Origin of the sequence: Rhodoferax sp. (assembly GCF_013297935.1) — a bacterium.
Classification (GTDB): Bacteria; Pseudomonadota; Gammaproteobacteria; order Burkholderiales; family Burkholderiaceae_C; genus Allorhodoferax.
This window is the reverse complement of record NZ_JAAFIX010000010.1, coordinates 95,823-111,634: the sequence shown is the minus strand read 5'-3', so window position 1 is coordinate 111,634 and position 15,812 is coordinate 95,823. Positions and strand designations below refer to the sequence as shown.

The window sequence follows — 15,812 nt, the reverse complement described above, 5'->3', positions numbered from 1 at the left end:
AGGACCCGCACCATGGAAGCAGAACGCATCAACCTCATCGGCACCACCCTGGCAGACCTGACCAGCAGGACCCAGGAACTCAGGGGGTATCTTTGACTACGATGCCAAAGCTGAACGCCTGCGCACGGTCAATGCCTCGTTAGAAGACCCCTCGGTCTGGAACGACCCCAAGAAAGCCCAAGAGCTGGGCAAAGAGAAAAAGATGCTCGATGGCGTGGTCGTCACCCTGAACGACCTGACCAGCAACCTCTCGGACAACACCGAGTTGTTTGAGATGAGCAAGGAAGACGGCGACGAAGATGGCCTGATCACCATCGAAGCCGAAACCACCAAGCTGGCGGAAATCATCGAAGGCTTGGAATTCCGCCGCATGTTCAACAACCCGGCCGACCCCCTGCCCTGCTTCCTGGACATCCAGGCCGGCGCCGGTGGCACCGAGGCCTGCGACTGGGCCAGCATGTTGCTGCGCCAATACCTGAAATACGCGGAGCGCAAAGGCTTTACGGCTACGGTGGAAGACATCACCGACGGCGACACCGCCGGTATCAAGGGTGCCACCATCAAGATCGAAGGCGAGTACGCCTTTGGCCTGCTGCGCACCGAAACCGGTGTGCACCGCCTGGTGCGCAAGAGCCCGTTCGACAGCTCGGGCGGCCGCCACACCTCGTTTGCATCGGTGTTTGTGTACCCTGAGATTGACGACTCCATCGAGATCGAGATCAACCCCAGCGACGTGCGCACCGACACCTTCCGCGCCTCCGGCGCCGGTGGTCAGCACATCAACAAAACTGACTCTGCGGTGCGGCTGACCCACATCCCCACCGGTATCGTGGTGCAGTGCCAGGACGGCCGCAGCCAGCACAGCAACCGGGACGTGGCGTGGAAACGCTTGCGCTCGCGCTTGTATGACTTTGAGTTGCGCAAGCAGCAAGAAGCGCAGCAAAAGCTGGAAGACACCAAGACCGACGTGGGCTGGGGCCACCAGATCCGCTCTTATGTGCTGGACAACAGCCGTATCAAGGACTTACGCACCAACGTGGAAGTGTCTGCCACCCAAAAGGTGCTGGACGGTGACCTGGATGTGTTCATCCAAGCCTCTCTGAAACAAGGTATCTAAATGGTGCAAGCCCTCATCTTTGACATGGACGGCACCATGATCGACTCCATGCCCTCCCACAAGCGCAGTTGGGAAGAATTTGCCCAGCGCCAGGGGCTGGACGTCGACATCAGCGACGTCATGCGCCGCACCACCGGCCGCACCGGGGTGGAGTGCATGCGCATCCTGTTCGGCCGGCCTGACATGGCGGAAGATGAGGCTATGGCCCATGTGCACGTCAAAGAAGCGGTGTACCGCGAGTTGTTTTCTCCGATATTTGCTGAGGTGGCGGGTTTCAAGGCGTTTTTTGACCACGCCCACACCCGTGGCTTGAAGCTGGGCGTGGGTACGGCGGGCGACCGCCAGAACCAGGTCTTTGCCTACCGGCACCTGCAAATGCGCGTTCCGCCGCTCACCACGGTGGGGGGCGACGAAGGTTTGCCGGGCAAGCCCGAGCCGGCCATTTTTCTGGAAGCTGCGCGCCGCATGGGCGTGGAGCCCGAGCGCTGTATCGTGTTTGAAGACGCGCCGCTGGGCATCGAAGCCGCGCGCCGCGCCGGCATGCGCGCGGTGGGCATTGCCAGCAGCCACCACCCTGATGAACTGACGGGCCCGCACGTGCTGGCTGTCGTTCCCGATTACCACGCCTTGATGGCATCCCGCTTTTTGGAGACACACCATGTCGCATCTTCGTGAGGCCTCGGGCCCTGCCGCCGTGATTCACCGCGGCGACTACACCGCCCCCGCATTCTGGATCGACACCGTCGACCTCAGCTTTGACCTGGACCCGTCCAAGACCCGCGTGCTCAATAAGATGAGCTTGCGCCGCAACCCCGACGTGCAGGCCCAGCCGCTGCGTCTGGACGGCGAGGAGCTGAACCTGGCCCGCGTATTGGTCAACGGCCAAGGCACCAGTTTCAAAATGGACGGCAACCAGCTGGTGCTGGAAAACCTGCCCGAAGGCAACGAGCCCTTTGCGCTGGAAATTTTCACCACCTGCGTGCCGGTGAAAAACACCAAGCTCATGGGTTTGTATGTGAGCAACGACTCCTTCTTCACCCAGTGCGAGGCAGAGGGCTTCCGCCGCATCACCTACTTCCTGGACCGCCCGGACGTGATGGCCATGTACACCGTGACCTTGCGTGCCGACAAGGCCAAATACCCCGTGCTGCTGTCCAACGGCAATCTGGTAGACAGCGGCGCGCTGGAGGACGGCCGCCACTTTGCCAAGTGGGTAGACCCGCACAAAAAGCCATCGTATTTGTTCGCCCTCGTGGCCGGCCAACTGGTGGCGCGCGAGCAGCGCATCACCAGCCGCGCAGGCAAAGACCATTTGCTGCAGGTGTTTGTGCGCCCGGGTGACCTGGACAAGACCGAGCACGCTATGAACAGCCTGATGGCCAGCGTGGCCTGGGACGAAGCCCGCTTCGGTCTGCCGCTGGATCTGGAGCGCTTCATGATAGTGGCCACCAGTGACTTCAATATGGGAGCCATGGAAAACAAGGGCCTGAACATCTTCAACACCAAATACGTGTTGGCGAACCAGGCCACGGCGACCGATGTGGACTACAGCAACATCGAAAGCGTGGTGGGGCATGAGTACTTCCACAACTGGACCGGCAACCGCATCACCTGCCGCGACTGGTTCCAGCTGAGCCTGAAGGAAGGCCTGACCGTGTTCCGCGACCAGGAATTCAGCCAGGACTTGTGCGCCGAGCCCAGCGCCCGCGCGGTCAAGCGCATTGAAGACGTGCGCGTGCTGCGCACCGCCCAGTTCCCCGAGGACGCGGGCCCCATGGCCCACCCGGTGCGGCCTGACAGCTACCTGGAAATCAACAACTTCTACACTGTCACCATTTACGAAAAAGGTGCCGAGCTGGTCCGCATGATGCAGACCCTGACCTCGCGTGCCGGTTTTGCCAAAGGCATGGCGCTCTACTTTGAGCGCTTTGACGGCCAGGCGGTGACCTGTGACGATTTCGCGCAAGCCATAGCCGACGCCAATCCGGATTCCGCGTTGGCCAAACTGCTGCCCCAGTTCAAGCTCTGGTACAGCCAGGCGGGCACCCCCCGCGTGGCAGCACAGGGCGAGTACGACGCTGCGGCCCAGACCTACACCTTGCGCTTCAGCCAGAGCTGCGCGGCCACTCCCGGCCAGCCGGTGAAAGAGCCCTTTGTCATTCCGGTGAGCCTGGGGCTCGTGGGTGCCGCTAGTGGCACCGCGCTGCCCTGGACCCTGGACGGCCAGACGGCGGGCGACAGCCACCTGTTGGTGTTGACCGAAGTCAGCCAGAGCATCACCTTCCAGAACGTGGCCGAAGAGCCCGTGCCCTCTATCCTGCGCGGTTTCTCCGCACCGGTGGTGCTGGACTTTGACTACACCGATGCGCAGCTCTTGGCCCTGCTGGCCCATGACACCGATGCCTTCAACCGCTGGGAAGCCGGCCAACGCTTGGCCCTGCGAAGTGCTATCAATTCCATAGCTACTAGCGCAGATTCCACCGGGGCTAAACCCCTCAATGATGCCTATATTTCCGCCATGCGCTCGGTATTGCGTCACCCCACTCTGGATGCGGCATTCAAGGAACTGGTGCTGACCCTGCCTTCAGAAACCTATATCGCTGAGCAGCTCGATGTGGTGGACCCACAGCGCATTCACGCGGTGCGCGAAGCCATGCGCCTGCAGCTGGCAACCGCCCTGCACGCCGACTGGGAATGGGCCTTTGCCGAGCACGAGGGCAACGGCGGCTACCGCCCCGACCCGCTCTCTAGCGGCCGCCGCGCCCTGGCTGGCATGGCGCTCAACTTCTTGTGCCTGGCCGCCACCCAGAGTGGTGACAGCTTGTGGCCCGGCAAGACGCTGCAGCGCTTCAAAGACGCCGGCAACATGACCGACCGTTTCAACGCCCTGCAAGCCTTGGTGAACAGCGGCCACGCCTTGGCTGCCAACGCCCTGGCCCGCTTCCATGCCTTGTTCAAAGACGAAGCGCTGGTGCTCGACAAATGGTTTGCCCTGCAAGCAGGCACGAGCGACCGCGGTGGCCAGGTGCTGCCTGCTGTGCGCCAACTCATGGCGCATGCAGACTTCAACCTCAAAAACCCCAACCGCGCCCGCAGCGTGATCTTCAGCTACTGCAGCGCCAACCCCGGCGGTTTCCACCGGGCGGATGCAGCAGGCTATGTGTTCTGGGCCGACAGGGTGATGGAGCTGGATGCCATCAACCCGCAAGTCGCCGCCCGCCTGGCGCGCGCACTGGACCGCTGGAAAAAACTCGCCGAACCTTACCGCTCTGCGGCCCGCGAAGCGCTGGCCCGGGTAGCAGGCAAAGCCGACTTGAGCAACGATGTGCGCGAAGTCGTAGACCGCGCCTTGGCTGACTGATTTTCAAAAACTTAGGGACTTCACATGACACAAAGAATTTCGCTCACGCGCTATCTCATCGAGAAACAGCGCGGCAGCCAGAACGATGGCAGCCAAGGCACCATTCCTCCGCAGCTCCGCCTGCTGCTCGAAGTGGTGGCGCGCGCCTGCAAAAGCATCAGCCTGGCGGTGACCAAGGGTGCCTTGGGTGGCGTGCTGGGTGCCGCCGAAAGCGAAAACGTGCAAGGCGAGATTCAAAAGAAGCTCGACATCATTGCCAACGAGGTGCTGATCGAAGCCAATGAATGGGGCGGCCACCTGGCAGCCATGGCCAGCGAGGAAATGGAAGGCATCTACACCGTGCCCAACCGCTACCCGCAAGGCGAGTACCTGTTGATGTTTGACCCGCTGGACGGCTCCAGCAACATCGATGTGAATGTGAGCATCGGCACCATCTTCAGTGTGTTGATCAAAGACCCCGAATGCCCCACAGTGAGCGAGCAGGATTTCCTGCAAGCCGGTCACCGCCAGGTCGCTGCCGGTTACTGCATCTACGGTCCCCAGACTACGCTGGTGTTGACCGTGGGTGATGGTGTAGACATGTTCACCCTGGACCGCGAACAAGGCTCTTTTGTGCTGACCCAGGAAAACGTGCGCGTGCCCGAAGACACCCAGGAATTCGCCGTCAACATGAGCAACATGCGCCACTGGGCCGCACCTGTGAAGCGCTACATCGACGAGTGCCTGGAAGGCAAAGAAGGCCCGCGCGGCAAAGACTTCAACATGCGCTGGATTGCCAGCATGGTGGCCGATGTGCACCGTATCCTGACCCGTGGCGGCGTGTTTATGTACCCCTGGGACAAGCGCGAACCCGGCAAGCCCGGCAAGCTGCGCCTGATGTATGAAGCCAACCCCATGGGCTGGCTGATTGAGCAAGCCGGCGGCGCGGCCTCCACTGGTACCGAACGCATTCTGGACATCAAGCCCACCCAATTGCACCAGCGGGTGAGCGTGGTGCTGGGCTCGAAGAATGAAGTGGAACGCGTCGTGCGGTATCACGCAGAACACGCCGGCTAGTCCTGAGCCTCAGAGCCCTCGGCATCGCAAGCCCGTTATCGGTGATAACGGGCTTTTTTATGGGTCATGCGCAATCGCTGATGGATTGGGCTTGGCTGCCCGGCAAGGCATCAGCGCGCACTTTGGCAGTTCTAAAAACCAGCCTGACGACGGTGGGCATGCCGTCAAACCGAGTCACTTGCAGGGTGGCCCCATTGCGCTTGGCTGCCAGTTGACCGATCGCCAAGCCCAGGCCCATGCCTTGTTGCTCGTGCAAATCGCGATCAGCCTGGGACAGGGCTCCGATCTGGGCAATAAACCTCTCCGGCATGGCCACGCCCAAGTTAGCGATTTCCAGTTGGTACAGCTCGTGCCCGATGGCCTTCCCCGTAACGCCGACTGGCCGGCCGGGTTTTGAAAAGCGCAGCGCGTTGACCAACAGCTCTGTCATGACCTTGTAAAAGTCCGGCCCCCAACACTGAACGTGACAGGCCTCCAAACGCACTTGCACGGGATGGCTGGCAAAGACACCACCTTGCGTCTCCGGCGGCACCTTCAGCACAGACTGCACCTCCTTGGCAAAAGCGCTGCTGCCCAGCACCTCCTCGATGGCCTGCGTAACCGGTAGGTGGTGGAGCACAGGCGCCGTGTTACTGCTTGCGCCCGCGCCACTGAGCTCCGCCCAGTCCATCATGCGGCTGATCGTGCGTGTCAGGGCCTGCGCGCTTCGGTGCACGTCTTCCAGCATGCCCTGTACACGCTCCGGGCTATAGCGATTGCGACGCGTCAGCAGCAACTCGGTGGACCCCACAAGGCTTACCATGGGCGTGCGCAATTCGTGCAGAATGGTGGCCAACACGGCGGAGCGCAGTTGGTCTTGCGAGCGCACGGCATCGGCTTTATAGCGCTCCGCTTTCTCCAGGAGCGAGGTCACCGCGGACAACAGTTCCGCCTGGGTCCAGGGTTTGGTGAGGTAGTCGTCGGCACCGGCTGCCATGGCGCGGCGTACGCTGAGCCGGTCGTTGTCCGAGGTCAACATCAACACCGGGGTGGTTCCCAGGGCCTCGCTGCTGCGGGCCTCGCGCACCAAGTCCCAACCGTCCAGCACCGGCATGTGGATGTCGCACAAAATAAGATCCGGTTGCTCGCGCAGAGCGGTGTCCAGCCCCTCGCGACCGTCGGAGGCCTCCAACACCGTGTAGCCCACCCGCCGCAACACACCTACAGTGAGTTGCCGCAACGCCGAGCTGTCGTCCACCACCAAAACTGTAGGCACTGACGCACTTGCCAAAAGAGCACTCACCATCGCCGTGCTTTCAAGACTACGCAATCAGCCCCATCCGGGCGCAAATGGCATGGGTGGTGTTCCAGCATTCCTGCAGTGCATCCGCATGTTCGCGGCACTGCTCGGCTGTAAATTCATGGCCCTTCTTTTCAATGGTGAGCGCCATGCGCGAGAGTGCGGCCAGGCCGAGGCTGGCGGACACACCTTTGAACGAATGGCCCAGTTCCAGTAGCTTTGTGGTCTCAACAGCCTCCAGCGCCCGAAACAAGTCGGTATAGCAGTGGGCGTCGGTGCGCATGGCGCCATCCAGCAGCGATTGGTAGCCCTGCAAGGTCACCCCCACACACAGGTCGCCGATCATGGACATATTCAAATGCTCTGCCACATCGCCCGGACGGAAGCGCCGGCGCGGTTGCCGGGCAACCGGTGCCGGCTCCACAGCCAAAAGCTCCGCTGCCACAGGCTCTGCAGCGGGCGCTGGAGATGCGTCTGCTGCGGGCGCCACCGGCTGCGCGGCGGGCTCGGCGGCGGCCGGTCTGACCGGAACCACCGGCGCTTGCACGGCGAGCGACGCGCCCCGGCTGCCGAACCGGCGCACCAGCATTTTTTCGAGTTCATGCACATTCACCGGCTTGGACAAAAAGCCATCCATCCCTGCGGCATGGACACGGTCTTTGGACTGCTCAAACACGTCCGCTGTGAGCGCGATGACGGGCAGAGTTCCATAAGGGGCCGGCAATTGGCGAATGGCCTCTGTAGCCTGCAGTCCATCGACCTCGGGCATGTGCAGGTCCATCAAAACCAGGTCCGGTAGCTCTTTCTGAACCTCTTGGACCGCGTATCCGCCGTGCTCCGCAAAGCGCACCGTATGGCCCATGTTCTTTAGGAGCGCCGCCATGTACTTGCGGTTAATGGCGTTGTCTTCCGCGACCACCAGCTTCAGTCCCGGAATGCCGGGCTCCCGGCGTATGGCCATCGAGTCCGTGGTCTGCTCGGTAGGCGGTGCGCTCAAGGGCAACCGCAAAGTGGCGGTGAACACACTGCCTTTTCCCTCGGTACTCGCAGCTTCTATATCTCCCCCCATGTGGCGGGCGAGACAGCGGGAAATTTCCAAGCCTAGACCGGTGCCACCATGGCGGCGTGCGCTGCTGGCGTTACCCTGCTCGAAACGGTGAAAGAGCTTGTCCAGTACCTTTGCGGACATGCCCATTCCCTCGTCGGTCACCCGGATACCCAGGCAAAGCTCAGCCGTGTCGAGCTTGCCCTCATGGAGCACAGGCCAAACCTCCAGTAACACCGTACCTCGCTCGCTGAATTTGAGGGCATTCGATAGCAGGTTCACCAAAATCTGTTTCACGCGGGTTCCATCGGCCAGTACCCACAAGGGCAAGGTCGGGTCTTGCTTCACGTGCAGCACCAGACGCTTTTCGAGGGCTACAGGCCGCATCAGCGCGTACACTTCTGATACCAATGACGGGAGATGAACGCTCTCCGGTTTGAGCGTCATCTTGCCGACTTCGAGGGCAGACGCATCCAGAATATCGTTGAGCAAACTCAGTAAATGTTTGGCCGAGCGCATGGCGGTTTGGATGTAGTCCTCCTGCTGGGCGTTCACTGGGGTGGACCCCAGCAGGCTGAGCATGCCCAGCATGCCGTTCAGGGGAGTCCGCAATTCGTGGCTCATATTGGCCAGAAACCGGGACCTGCCGGCATTGACGGCATCGGCGTGGGCATTGGCTTCGCGCATTTGCGCATTGAGTTTTACCTGGCGCACCCGGTCCAGCTCCACCTGGGTTTGACGCAAACCGATAGTGGCTGCCGAGGCCAGCAGCAGCGCGAGCAAGGCGCCCATCAGTGTCATTTTGCTGCGTGCATCGTTCACTTGATGGAGTAACAAAGCCTCCTCTTCTTTGCTCGCGAGCACCGAGGCGCGCATAGTGAGCGCGTTCATGGCCGGGGCCAAGGCCTGCATTTCAAGGGCTGTGGGGGCCCAGTCCACGGCGCTTCTAGCACGGCGATCCAGAGTGCTACCCACATTGCGTACCGAAGTTGCAATGAGCGTCCGTGCAGCGATGAATTCAGGGGTCTCGCGAAAGGCGGCAGCGGCGAGTGCGTTGTCCACCACATCGATCCGGCTGCGCAACAGGTCCAAACCAAACTCTAGTGCGTCAAGGTCCACGGGCACAGCGCTTTGACTCGCCCCTGCGAGCTGGTGCGAAAAGCGCAAATATTCGCGCTCCAACTGGTGCACCGAAGGCACAAACGACTCGTTAAACGCCGCCTGACGCCGCTGGGCATCGCGGAGCTCACCGAAGGCCTGCTGCATCAACACCCCGACGATGGCCACCGACACAACAGTGGCCAGCAGCAGAAGCAGCCGGCGCAGGCGCATGGGCGTGGTGTTGAACATAGGCACTCCAGGGAGTGGGCGAAGTGTCGTTATTCGACCTTCAAGGACTTCAGCTGCCAGGCAGAGCGCTCGTAGTAGGTTGCGGAGCGCAACTCAGCTTTGGTATCGAAGGGGTACACGATGAACAGGGGGCCTTTGGTCCGCACAGGAATCAACTCGCCGTTCATTTTGTAGGCCAGGATCATGTCGAACTTATTGGCATCGTCCGCAGGAATAGTGGTCTGGTAGTCGTTCAGTGCAGCAGCTTTCAAGGTAGTGCCACTGGCCTTGGCTGCAGCCAGCACGTCGCGGAGCAAAGGGCCTTCAAACGCAATCGGCTTTTTGTCCCACGGGGTCTGTGCGCTGAATTTTTGCATGGGGAGCTTCTCCAGCATGGCCATGTCGAAGGCCGCACCATCCGGAGTGTTTTTTTCCCCGACCTTGCCGGAAATGGTCAAAATGACTTTGCCTTTTACCGGTTCCAACGCATGGGCCGGCGCAGTGCCCCAAAGCAAGACAGTCGCCACCGAAGACAGCACACAACGGGTCACAAAAGCACGCATGAATCACTCCTTGTTGGACATCAATGCCGAATAATACGCCAAATACAACTTATTTGGTATAAATATTTAAATTACACAAAAAACGACAAATAAAGCCCGAGACTTGAATTATCTGATGACATAGGCAATAAAAACACTTAAATGGTTTATTTTTCATCTTTCTTGTATTTTTTGATAAATTTGATACATTAGCGAAAAATCAGACAGATTTACGGGACCTGCACCATGGCTACCAACTTCCATCAACCGTCGGTGAATGCGCTGTTTGACGCAATGCCCTTGCCATTGATTACCTTTGGCGTGAACGGCATGGCGACCTTTGCCAACCGGGCAGCGCGCTTGCATCCGGGCAAGCCCGTGGAGGCGATGAGCGGGCGTGTCGTGATCAAAAACCTCGCACAGGCAATTGCCCTTGGTAGGGTCAAACTGCCCTACACCGCAGAAGTCGGGGTGGCGGATGGCAAGAAAATCAAGGGCATGTTCATGGCCGGCCCCTCCGGGCTGGACATTGCCTTCGTCGCGCAAGCCGAAGAAAAAGAAGAAGCCCACGCCGGCCCGGGGGTGCAAAGCCGCATGGGACTCGACCAGATCATTGAGCTGCTGCAAGATGAGGTCGGCCCCCCTATGCGCAAGCTGAGCGGACTGCTGGGCTCCTTGCCGGAGAGCGAAGAAGGCAATCGCCTCGAACTGGCGGCCGACGAGCTGAAAGAGCGACTGCGCCGCCTGGCCGACCTGCTGGCAGTGTTCGGAGAAGAAGCCATGCAGATGGATGACCGCATGGACCTCGGGGCCTTGGTAACCCAGACTCTGGAAGACCTGAAGCCTCGCGCCGTGCAGGCCAAAGTGCGTTTCGAAGTCAAGCCGCCCGGCAGCACGCTCCCAGCGCTCTATGGCAACGCGCGCCTGATCAAACGGGCGCTTTACGAGTGTTTTGACAACGCCATGACCCACTCACGCCGCGAGGTGAAAGGCGGGCTGGATTGCTCGGTGCAGATCAGCTACACGCTCACGGGTGAACATGTGTTGATCAGCGTTCGCAACCAGGGTGCGATCGCCCCGGAGAACAAAGGCATTGAAACCCGCGACCTGTTTGTAGCGCGCAGCCCGACGCAGGCCAACGGCCGCTTGGGGCTCCCGCTGGTCAACCGGATCGTGGGCCTGCATGGCGGCAATATTCGGATGTTCATCGTCGACGGTGAAGACACCCGCGTGATGATCCAGTTTCCCACCGGCGCGCCGCAGCGCGGCCAGGCCAATTTAGATATGGAACAGGCCCAGCGCTACGCCGCTGACCTGGCTCAGTTGATGCAACGTCGCAAGAAGGAAGACGCACCATGAAACGCAAAGCCCTCATCGTGGATGACCAGCCCGATATCCGCAAACTGATCGTGATGACCATGGAGAGCGAAGACTTCGACCTCTATGAGGCTGACAACGGAGAAACCGCCTGGATAGTCGCCCAGAAATTGCGCCCACAGCTCATCCTGCTGGATGTGATGATGCCCGGCGCATTGGATGGCTACCAAGTCTGTGAAAAAGTAAAAGCCGACCCGACGCTGGGCAGCATGACCAAGGTCATTCTGTTGACCGCGCGGGGGCAAAAGGCCGATGTGGAGCGTGGGCATGAGGCGGGCTGCGACGCCTACCTGGTCAAGCCCTTCAGCCCGATAGAGCTGCTCGACACCGTCGACCGGCTGGTTCCCTAACTCCACAGAGCCACTGCCATGGGTCCCGCCAACGGCCTGTCTGCTATCCGACGCAGGGTGCTGCCACCCTACCGGATCGGTAGCCTCATCATGGCAGGCACCCTTGTGGTGATGCTGCTGCTCACCTTGCTCTACGGCGCCTACGCCTACCAACGCATTGCGGCAGAAACGCTACGCATCGCGCAAACCAACGCCACCTCGGTCGCCCGCATGGTGGCCGGCAGCAGTTCAGCCGCCTTGATTGCCGAGCGGGTGAGTGGCCTGCAGTCTAGCGCCATTGATGCCATACAGCTCCCCGGCATTGAGCGCATCAGCATTTACCGGCCCAACGGTGAAAACCTGATGGAGGTGACCCGCGCACGCGATGGCGTGCATGTGGACACCGGCCAGCGCTTACCCGCAGCCCAGGTGAGTCTGGGCCTGCCTGTTGGCGGCAAGGAGGTAGAGCGCTATTCCGCCTGGCAGGAAGTCGACAAAGAAAACACCCTCAACAACGTGTGGGTGCGGGTAGACACCAGTCTGGACGAGCGCAACAACGACCTGCGGCGGCTCTGGCTGCAGTCCTTGTGGGTGGCGCTGGGCCTGATGGTGGTGGTGATGCTGTGCCTGCACACCATCATTAGTAAGGCGCTGGAGCCTGTGCGGATGCTGACCGAGTTCGCAGCCCAGATTCCCCTGCACATGGGTGAAGAGGTTACCTTCCACAAATCCAGCGTGGAAGTGCATCTACTGCAATCGGCCATCAACCAGGCCAGCCGGGGCATGGCCGCGCAGGTCAACCGGGTGCAAGCGATTGTGAACACGGCGGCTGAGGCCATCATCGGGCTCGATGAATTCGGCCGGGTGACCACCACCAACCCCGCAGCCACCAGTATCTTCGGTCGCTCGGAAGAAGAAATTTTGGGCCAATCCATCGAGTGCTGCGTGCCCGGCCTAAATGCCGGGGCTCTGCACGAAATGTTCGGCCAAGGCATGGAGCATGTGCTGAGCATCAGCCGCATCACCCGCCACGACTTTATGGGAACCCGGGCGGACGGCACTCCGTTTCCAGTGGAAATCTGCTTGGGCGAGGTGAAAGACGACAAAACCTTGCGCTATGCCTGCATCGTGCGCGACCTGACTGATGAGCGCGCGGCCCAGGAGACCTCCGAGCTCTATGAGCGCGCCCTGGCCAGTAGCCACAACGCGGTTTTCATCACCAACGGGAAGATGGAGCATCAGCCCATCGTTTACGTCAACGACGCGTTCCAGAAATTCGTCAACCTCCCGCGTTGGGACATTCTGGGTGAGAGCCTAGCCTTGCTTCGCGGCAAAAACGCCGACGACCCGGGTGTGCGTGAGCTCACACTGGCCGTGCGGGAGCACCGCAATACCAATGTCACGATTCACCGCGAGCTGGAGAACGGTGAGCTGCAGATTGCGGAGGTTTCTCTCTCTCCCGTGATGTCTGACAAAGGCACCCTCACCCACTTTGTGGGCATCGTGTCTGACATCACCGCCCGGGTGCGGGCCGAAGAGGCCATGGCAGAGCGCCGTGCCCAGCTGGATGCGATTTTCAGCCTCAGCCCAGATGGCTTTGTGATGTTTGATGCCCGTGACCAGCTGGTGTTTGCCAACCCTGCGTTTGAGCGCATGACTGGATTGAGCAAGCACCAGCAGAACGCGGTCAACCTCTCGCAGTTTGAACAGGCGCTGACCGCGCTGTGCGATGAAACCCAGGCCCTGCCCGTCATGCGGGGCGACCAGCCCGATGCTTCTTGGGAAGAAAAGCTGCAACTGGCGCGCCCCCAGCGGCGCGTGGTGCAGGCCCGTTCGCGCCGCAACGAAGCGGGCCGGCGCGAAACGATTTTGTACTTCAGAGATGTCACCCACGAAGACCAGGTGGACCGCATGAAGAGCGAGTTTCTGACCGCGGCCGCCCACGAACTGCGCACTCCGATGGTCAGTATTTTTGGTTTCTCGGAGCTGCTGACCCGGCGCAAATTCACCGAAGAGCGCCAGGACGACATGCTGCGCACCATCCATAAACAATCGGGTTTGCTGGTCAAAATGCTCAACGAGTTGCTCGACCTCGCCCGCATCGAGTCCCGCGGCGGGCTGGACATGCAGATCACACCGCAACCCTTGGCCGACATGGTGCAAAGCTCAGTCCTGGGGCTGATACTCAAGGACACCGATCGCCCCGTCCTCTTGGCTCCCCTGCCCGAACTGCAGGTGCTCATGGACCCTGAAAAAATGCAACAGGCGCTCACCAACCTGCTGGCCAACGCCTTCAAGTACTCCCCTCAGGGCTGCGACGTGACACTGGCAGTGCGCACCGACCAGTGGGAAGGCGAACACTACGCCGTGATTGATGTGCGGGATGAGGGTATCGGCATGAGCCCTGAACAGCTCGAGCGCGCTTTTGAGCGCTTCTACCGCGCAGACGCTTCAGGGAATATTCCCGGCACCGGGCTGGGGCTGAGCCTTGTCAAAGAGATTGCCGAGCTGCACAAGGGCCGTGCGGTGTTGCAAAGCCAGCTGGGCCGGGGAACTGTGGCCAGCTTGTGGATCCCGCTAGTACCCCCCGCCTAGTCAATACGCAGGTGCTGCTGTCGGGTGCGGGCCAGCGCCTCGATGGCACCAGAATCCACCGGCTTCTGGAACACCACAGTGCCCTCGGGCAAGCCTCCGCGGTCGGCCACATCGCCCATGCTCAGCGCCGTGACAGCCCCCACTTGCAGGTCTGCAAAACTGGGGCCGCCCTGGCGCAGGGAGCGCACCATTTCAAAACCGTTCATGCCCGGCATATTGAGGTCTGTGATAACCATGTCGGGCATCCATTGGCCAATGCGCACCAAAGCCTGAAAGCCGTCTTGCGCGGTGCTGAGTTCGACCGGAAAGCTCCAGCCCTCCACCACCATGGAGAAATGCTTGCGCAGGTCCGCATCGTCCTCCACCACCAGCAAGCGCAAAGGCCGCGTGCTGGGGGATGCAGGTTGGTGCACGGTGGGTGCCAACATGTCCGCGCGCTCCCGGGTCAAACGCTCGACGGCACTGCGTGCAATCCGGCGGTGACCGCCTGAGGTGCGCTAGGCCGGTAGCACCCCGGACTCCGCCCAGAGCTGCACCGTGCGCACGGCCACGCCCAGCACTTCGCCCACCTCCCGGGTGGTCATCAGTTCGCTGTTGCTGGTGATTTTTCGCATAGCGTTCAGTGCACGCCGTCAGGCTCTTGCAAAGGCAGCCATAAGGTCAAGGTGGTGCCCTGCCCGTGTGTGCTGGAGAGTTCAGCCTCGCCGCCCTGGAGTTGCATGATTTCACCCACCAGGCTCAGGCCCAGGCCGGTGCCGGGAATGTCGCCTAAGGGGTGCGCGCGGTAAAAGCGCTCAAAAGCGCGCGCCGACTGGGCTTCTGTCATGCCGATGCCCTGGTCCTGCACGATCAGGCCCAACTGGGCGCAGCCATTCACGCCCCGCAGCGCTGTGCGCACCGTAATGCGCCCCCCGCGTGGCGAGTATTTGACGGCGTTAGACAACACGTTCAGCAAGGCCTGCCGGGTTTTCTCGAGGTTGGCCCGCACCGTGCAGGCGCCGTGCCGCAAATCGCAGTCCAGCTCGTGCAGCTCCGGCTTGTAGTACCACGCTGCCAGGGTGCTCTGCACCAGCGTGGCAACCTCACAGGATGCAATGTGAATGTCCTGGCCTTGCAGCGCTTCAATGCGGGACAGGTCCAACAGTTCGTTGATGAGGTCGATCAGCGAGCGGGACTGGCGGTGAATGGTTCCCAGCAGTTCTTTCTGCTTGTCGGGGTGCAGCTGGCGCACCAGCATGAGTTCGGTGAAACCGAAAATACTGGCCAGCGGGGTGCGCAATTCATGCGCCGCAGCCGTCAGAAACTCGCTCTTCATCCGGTCCACATCCCGGGCTTGGGTGATATCGCGGAGGTACACGCGGCGGGTCTGGGGCCGGGGTGCTCGTCGCTGAGGCAGCGGGCGTGCAACACCCGGCGGCCTGCCGCGCTCCACTCCAGATCGCACTCGGCGGATGCCGCACCGTTAAGCGGCACCGAGACCACCCACGCCAGCATGTCCGCTTGCTCCGCAGCATCGGCGTGCTCCCACCATTCCGACGCGCGGCGGCTCATGGGCTGCAGGCCTTCGCTCGGCGACCAGGTCCACACTGCCTCGTCCATGCCCTCCACACATTGTTGGAGCATGTGCAGCTGCGCGCGCAGAGCGTGGGCTTCGGTGTGCACTTCGGGCTGCTCACACAGCAGCAGGGAGACATCATCCACCGTGAGCAATGCTGCGGCTATCTAATGTTGACAATGCAGATTCATCATTAAATAGCCCTCTAGCCCAGATAGAACATGCGC

The 15,812-nt window shown here is 61.1% G+C and carries 13 protein-coding genes; 7 read left to right on the top strand and 6 right to left on the bottom strand.

What is annotated here, in order from left to right; genetic code table 11:
* Positions 1 to 12: 12 nt before the first annotated feature.
* The 4 genes from prfB (at position 13) to QZW03_RS13995 (ending at position 5,534) form a co-directional block, all read left to right on the top strand.
* A protein-coding gene (prfB, locus tag QZW03_RS14010) for a peptide chain release factor 2 (RefSeq protein ID WP_296510626.1) occupies positions 13 to 1,117 on the top strand; the annotation gives its coding sequence in 2 pieces (ribosomal slippage) (positions 13 to 93 and positions 95 to 1,117; 1,104 coding nt in all).
* A complete protein-coding gene (locus tag QZW03_RS14005) occupies positions 1,118 to 1,792 on the top strand; it encodes an HAD family phosphatase (protein ID WP_296510625.1) in 675 nt (224 codons plus the stop codon).
* Complete coding sequence (pepN, locus tag QZW03_RS14000; RefSeq protein ID WP_296510624.1) at positions 1,776 to 4,478, top strand: aminopeptidase N; 2,703 nt, start codon at positions 1,776 to 1,778, stop codon at positions 4,476 to 4,478. The genes QZW03_RS14005 and pepN overlap by 17 nt, the downstream gene beginning before the upstream one ends.
* 24 nt (positions 4,479 to 4,502) lie before the next feature.
* Positions 4,503 to 5,534, top strand: coding sequence for a class 1 fructose-bisphosphatase (locus QZW03_RS13995; protein WP_296510623.1), 1,032 nt, complete (start codon positions 4,503 to 4,505; stop codon positions 5,532 to 5,534).
* A 64-nt stretch (positions 5,535 to 5,598) separates the two neighbouring features.
* Here the strand turns inward: QZW03_RS13995 and QZW03_RS13990 are convergent, their stop codons facing one another.
* Genes QZW03_RS13990 through QZW03_RS13980 form a run of 3 tightly spaced genes read right to left on the bottom strand, consistent with a single transcriptional unit; the run spans position 5,599 to position 9,750 of the window.
* Positions 5,599 to 6,789 (bottom strand): hybrid sensor histidine kinase/response regulator, encoded by a 1,191-nt coding sequence (locus QZW03_RS13990; RefSeq protein ID WP_296510622.1) that lies wholly within the window; start codon positions 6,787 to 6,789, stop codon positions 5,599 to 5,601.
* A gap of 46 nt (positions 6,790 to 6,835) precedes the next feature.
* Positions 6,836 to 9,208 (bottom strand): response regulator, encoded by a 2,373-nt coding sequence (locus tag QZW03_RS13985; RefSeq protein WP_296510621.1) that lies wholly within the window; start codon positions 9,206 to 9,208, stop codon positions 6,836 to 6,838.
* A gap of 29 nt (positions 9,209 to 9,237) precedes the next feature.
* Positions 9,238 to 9,750, bottom strand: a complete 513-nt coding sequence (locus QZW03_RS13980) for a molybdopterin-dependent oxidoreductase (RefSeq protein WP_296510620.1) — start codon at positions 9,748 to 9,750, stop codon at positions 9,238 to 9,240.
* Positions 9,751 to 9,975: 225 nt separating this feature from the next.
* Between QZW03_RS13980 and QZW03_RS13975 the strand changes: the two genes are divergently transcribed.
* From QZW03_RS13975 to QZW03_RS13965, 3 genes are read left to right on the top strand one after another with little or no spacing between them, the layout of a single operon-like run.
* A complete protein-coding gene (locus QZW03_RS13975) occupies positions 9,976 to 11,088 on the top strand; it encodes a HAMP domain-containing sensor histidine kinase (protein ID WP_296510619.1) in 1,113 nt (370 codons plus the stop codon).
* The gene (locus tag QZW03_RS13970) at positions 11,085 to 11,456 is read left to right on the top strand and encodes a response regulator (protein WP_296510618.1); all 372 of its coding nucleotides are present in this window, start codon (positions 11,085 to 11,087) and stop codon (positions 11,454 to 11,456) included. Before QZW03_RS13975 ends, QZW03_RS13970 begins: the two co-directional genes overlap by 4 nt.
* An 18-nt stretch (positions 11,457 to 11,474) precedes the next feature.
* On the top strand, positions 11,475 to 14,030 hold the full coding sequence (locus QZW03_RS13965) for a PAS domain S-box protein (protein ID WP_296510617.1): 2,556 nt from the start codon (positions 11,475 to 11,477) through the stop codon (positions 14,028 to 14,030).
* On the opposite strand, the gene QZW03_RS13960 is transcribed toward QZW03_RS13965, so the two are convergent.
* The 3 genes from QZW03_RS13960 to QZW03_RS13950 form a co-directional block, all read right to left on the bottom strand.
* On the bottom strand, positions 14,027 to 14,458 hold the full coding sequence (locus QZW03_RS13960) for a response regulator (RefSeq protein ID WP_296510616.1): 432 nt from the start codon (positions 14,456 to 14,458) through the stop codon (positions 14,027 to 14,029). The genes QZW03_RS13965 and QZW03_RS13960 overlap by 4 nt on opposite strands.
* A 191-nt stretch (positions 14,459 to 14,649) precedes the next feature.
* On the bottom strand, positions 14,650 to 15,387 hold the full coding sequence (locus QZW03_RS13955) for a HAMP domain-containing sensor histidine kinase (RefSeq protein WP_296510615.1): 738 nt from the start codon (positions 15,385 to 15,387) through the stop codon (positions 14,650 to 14,652).
* Positions 15,342 to 15,731 carry a hypothetical protein gene (locus tag QZW03_RS13950; protein ID WP_296510614.1) on the bottom strand — a complete coding sequence of 130 codons (390 nt, stop codon included), beginning with the start codon at positions 15,729 to 15,731 and terminating at the stop codon, positions 15,342 to 15,344. The genes QZW03_RS13955 and QZW03_RS13950 overlap by 46 nt, the downstream gene beginning before the upstream one ends.
* Between the last annotated feature and the right edge of the window lie 81 nt (positions 15,732 to 15,812).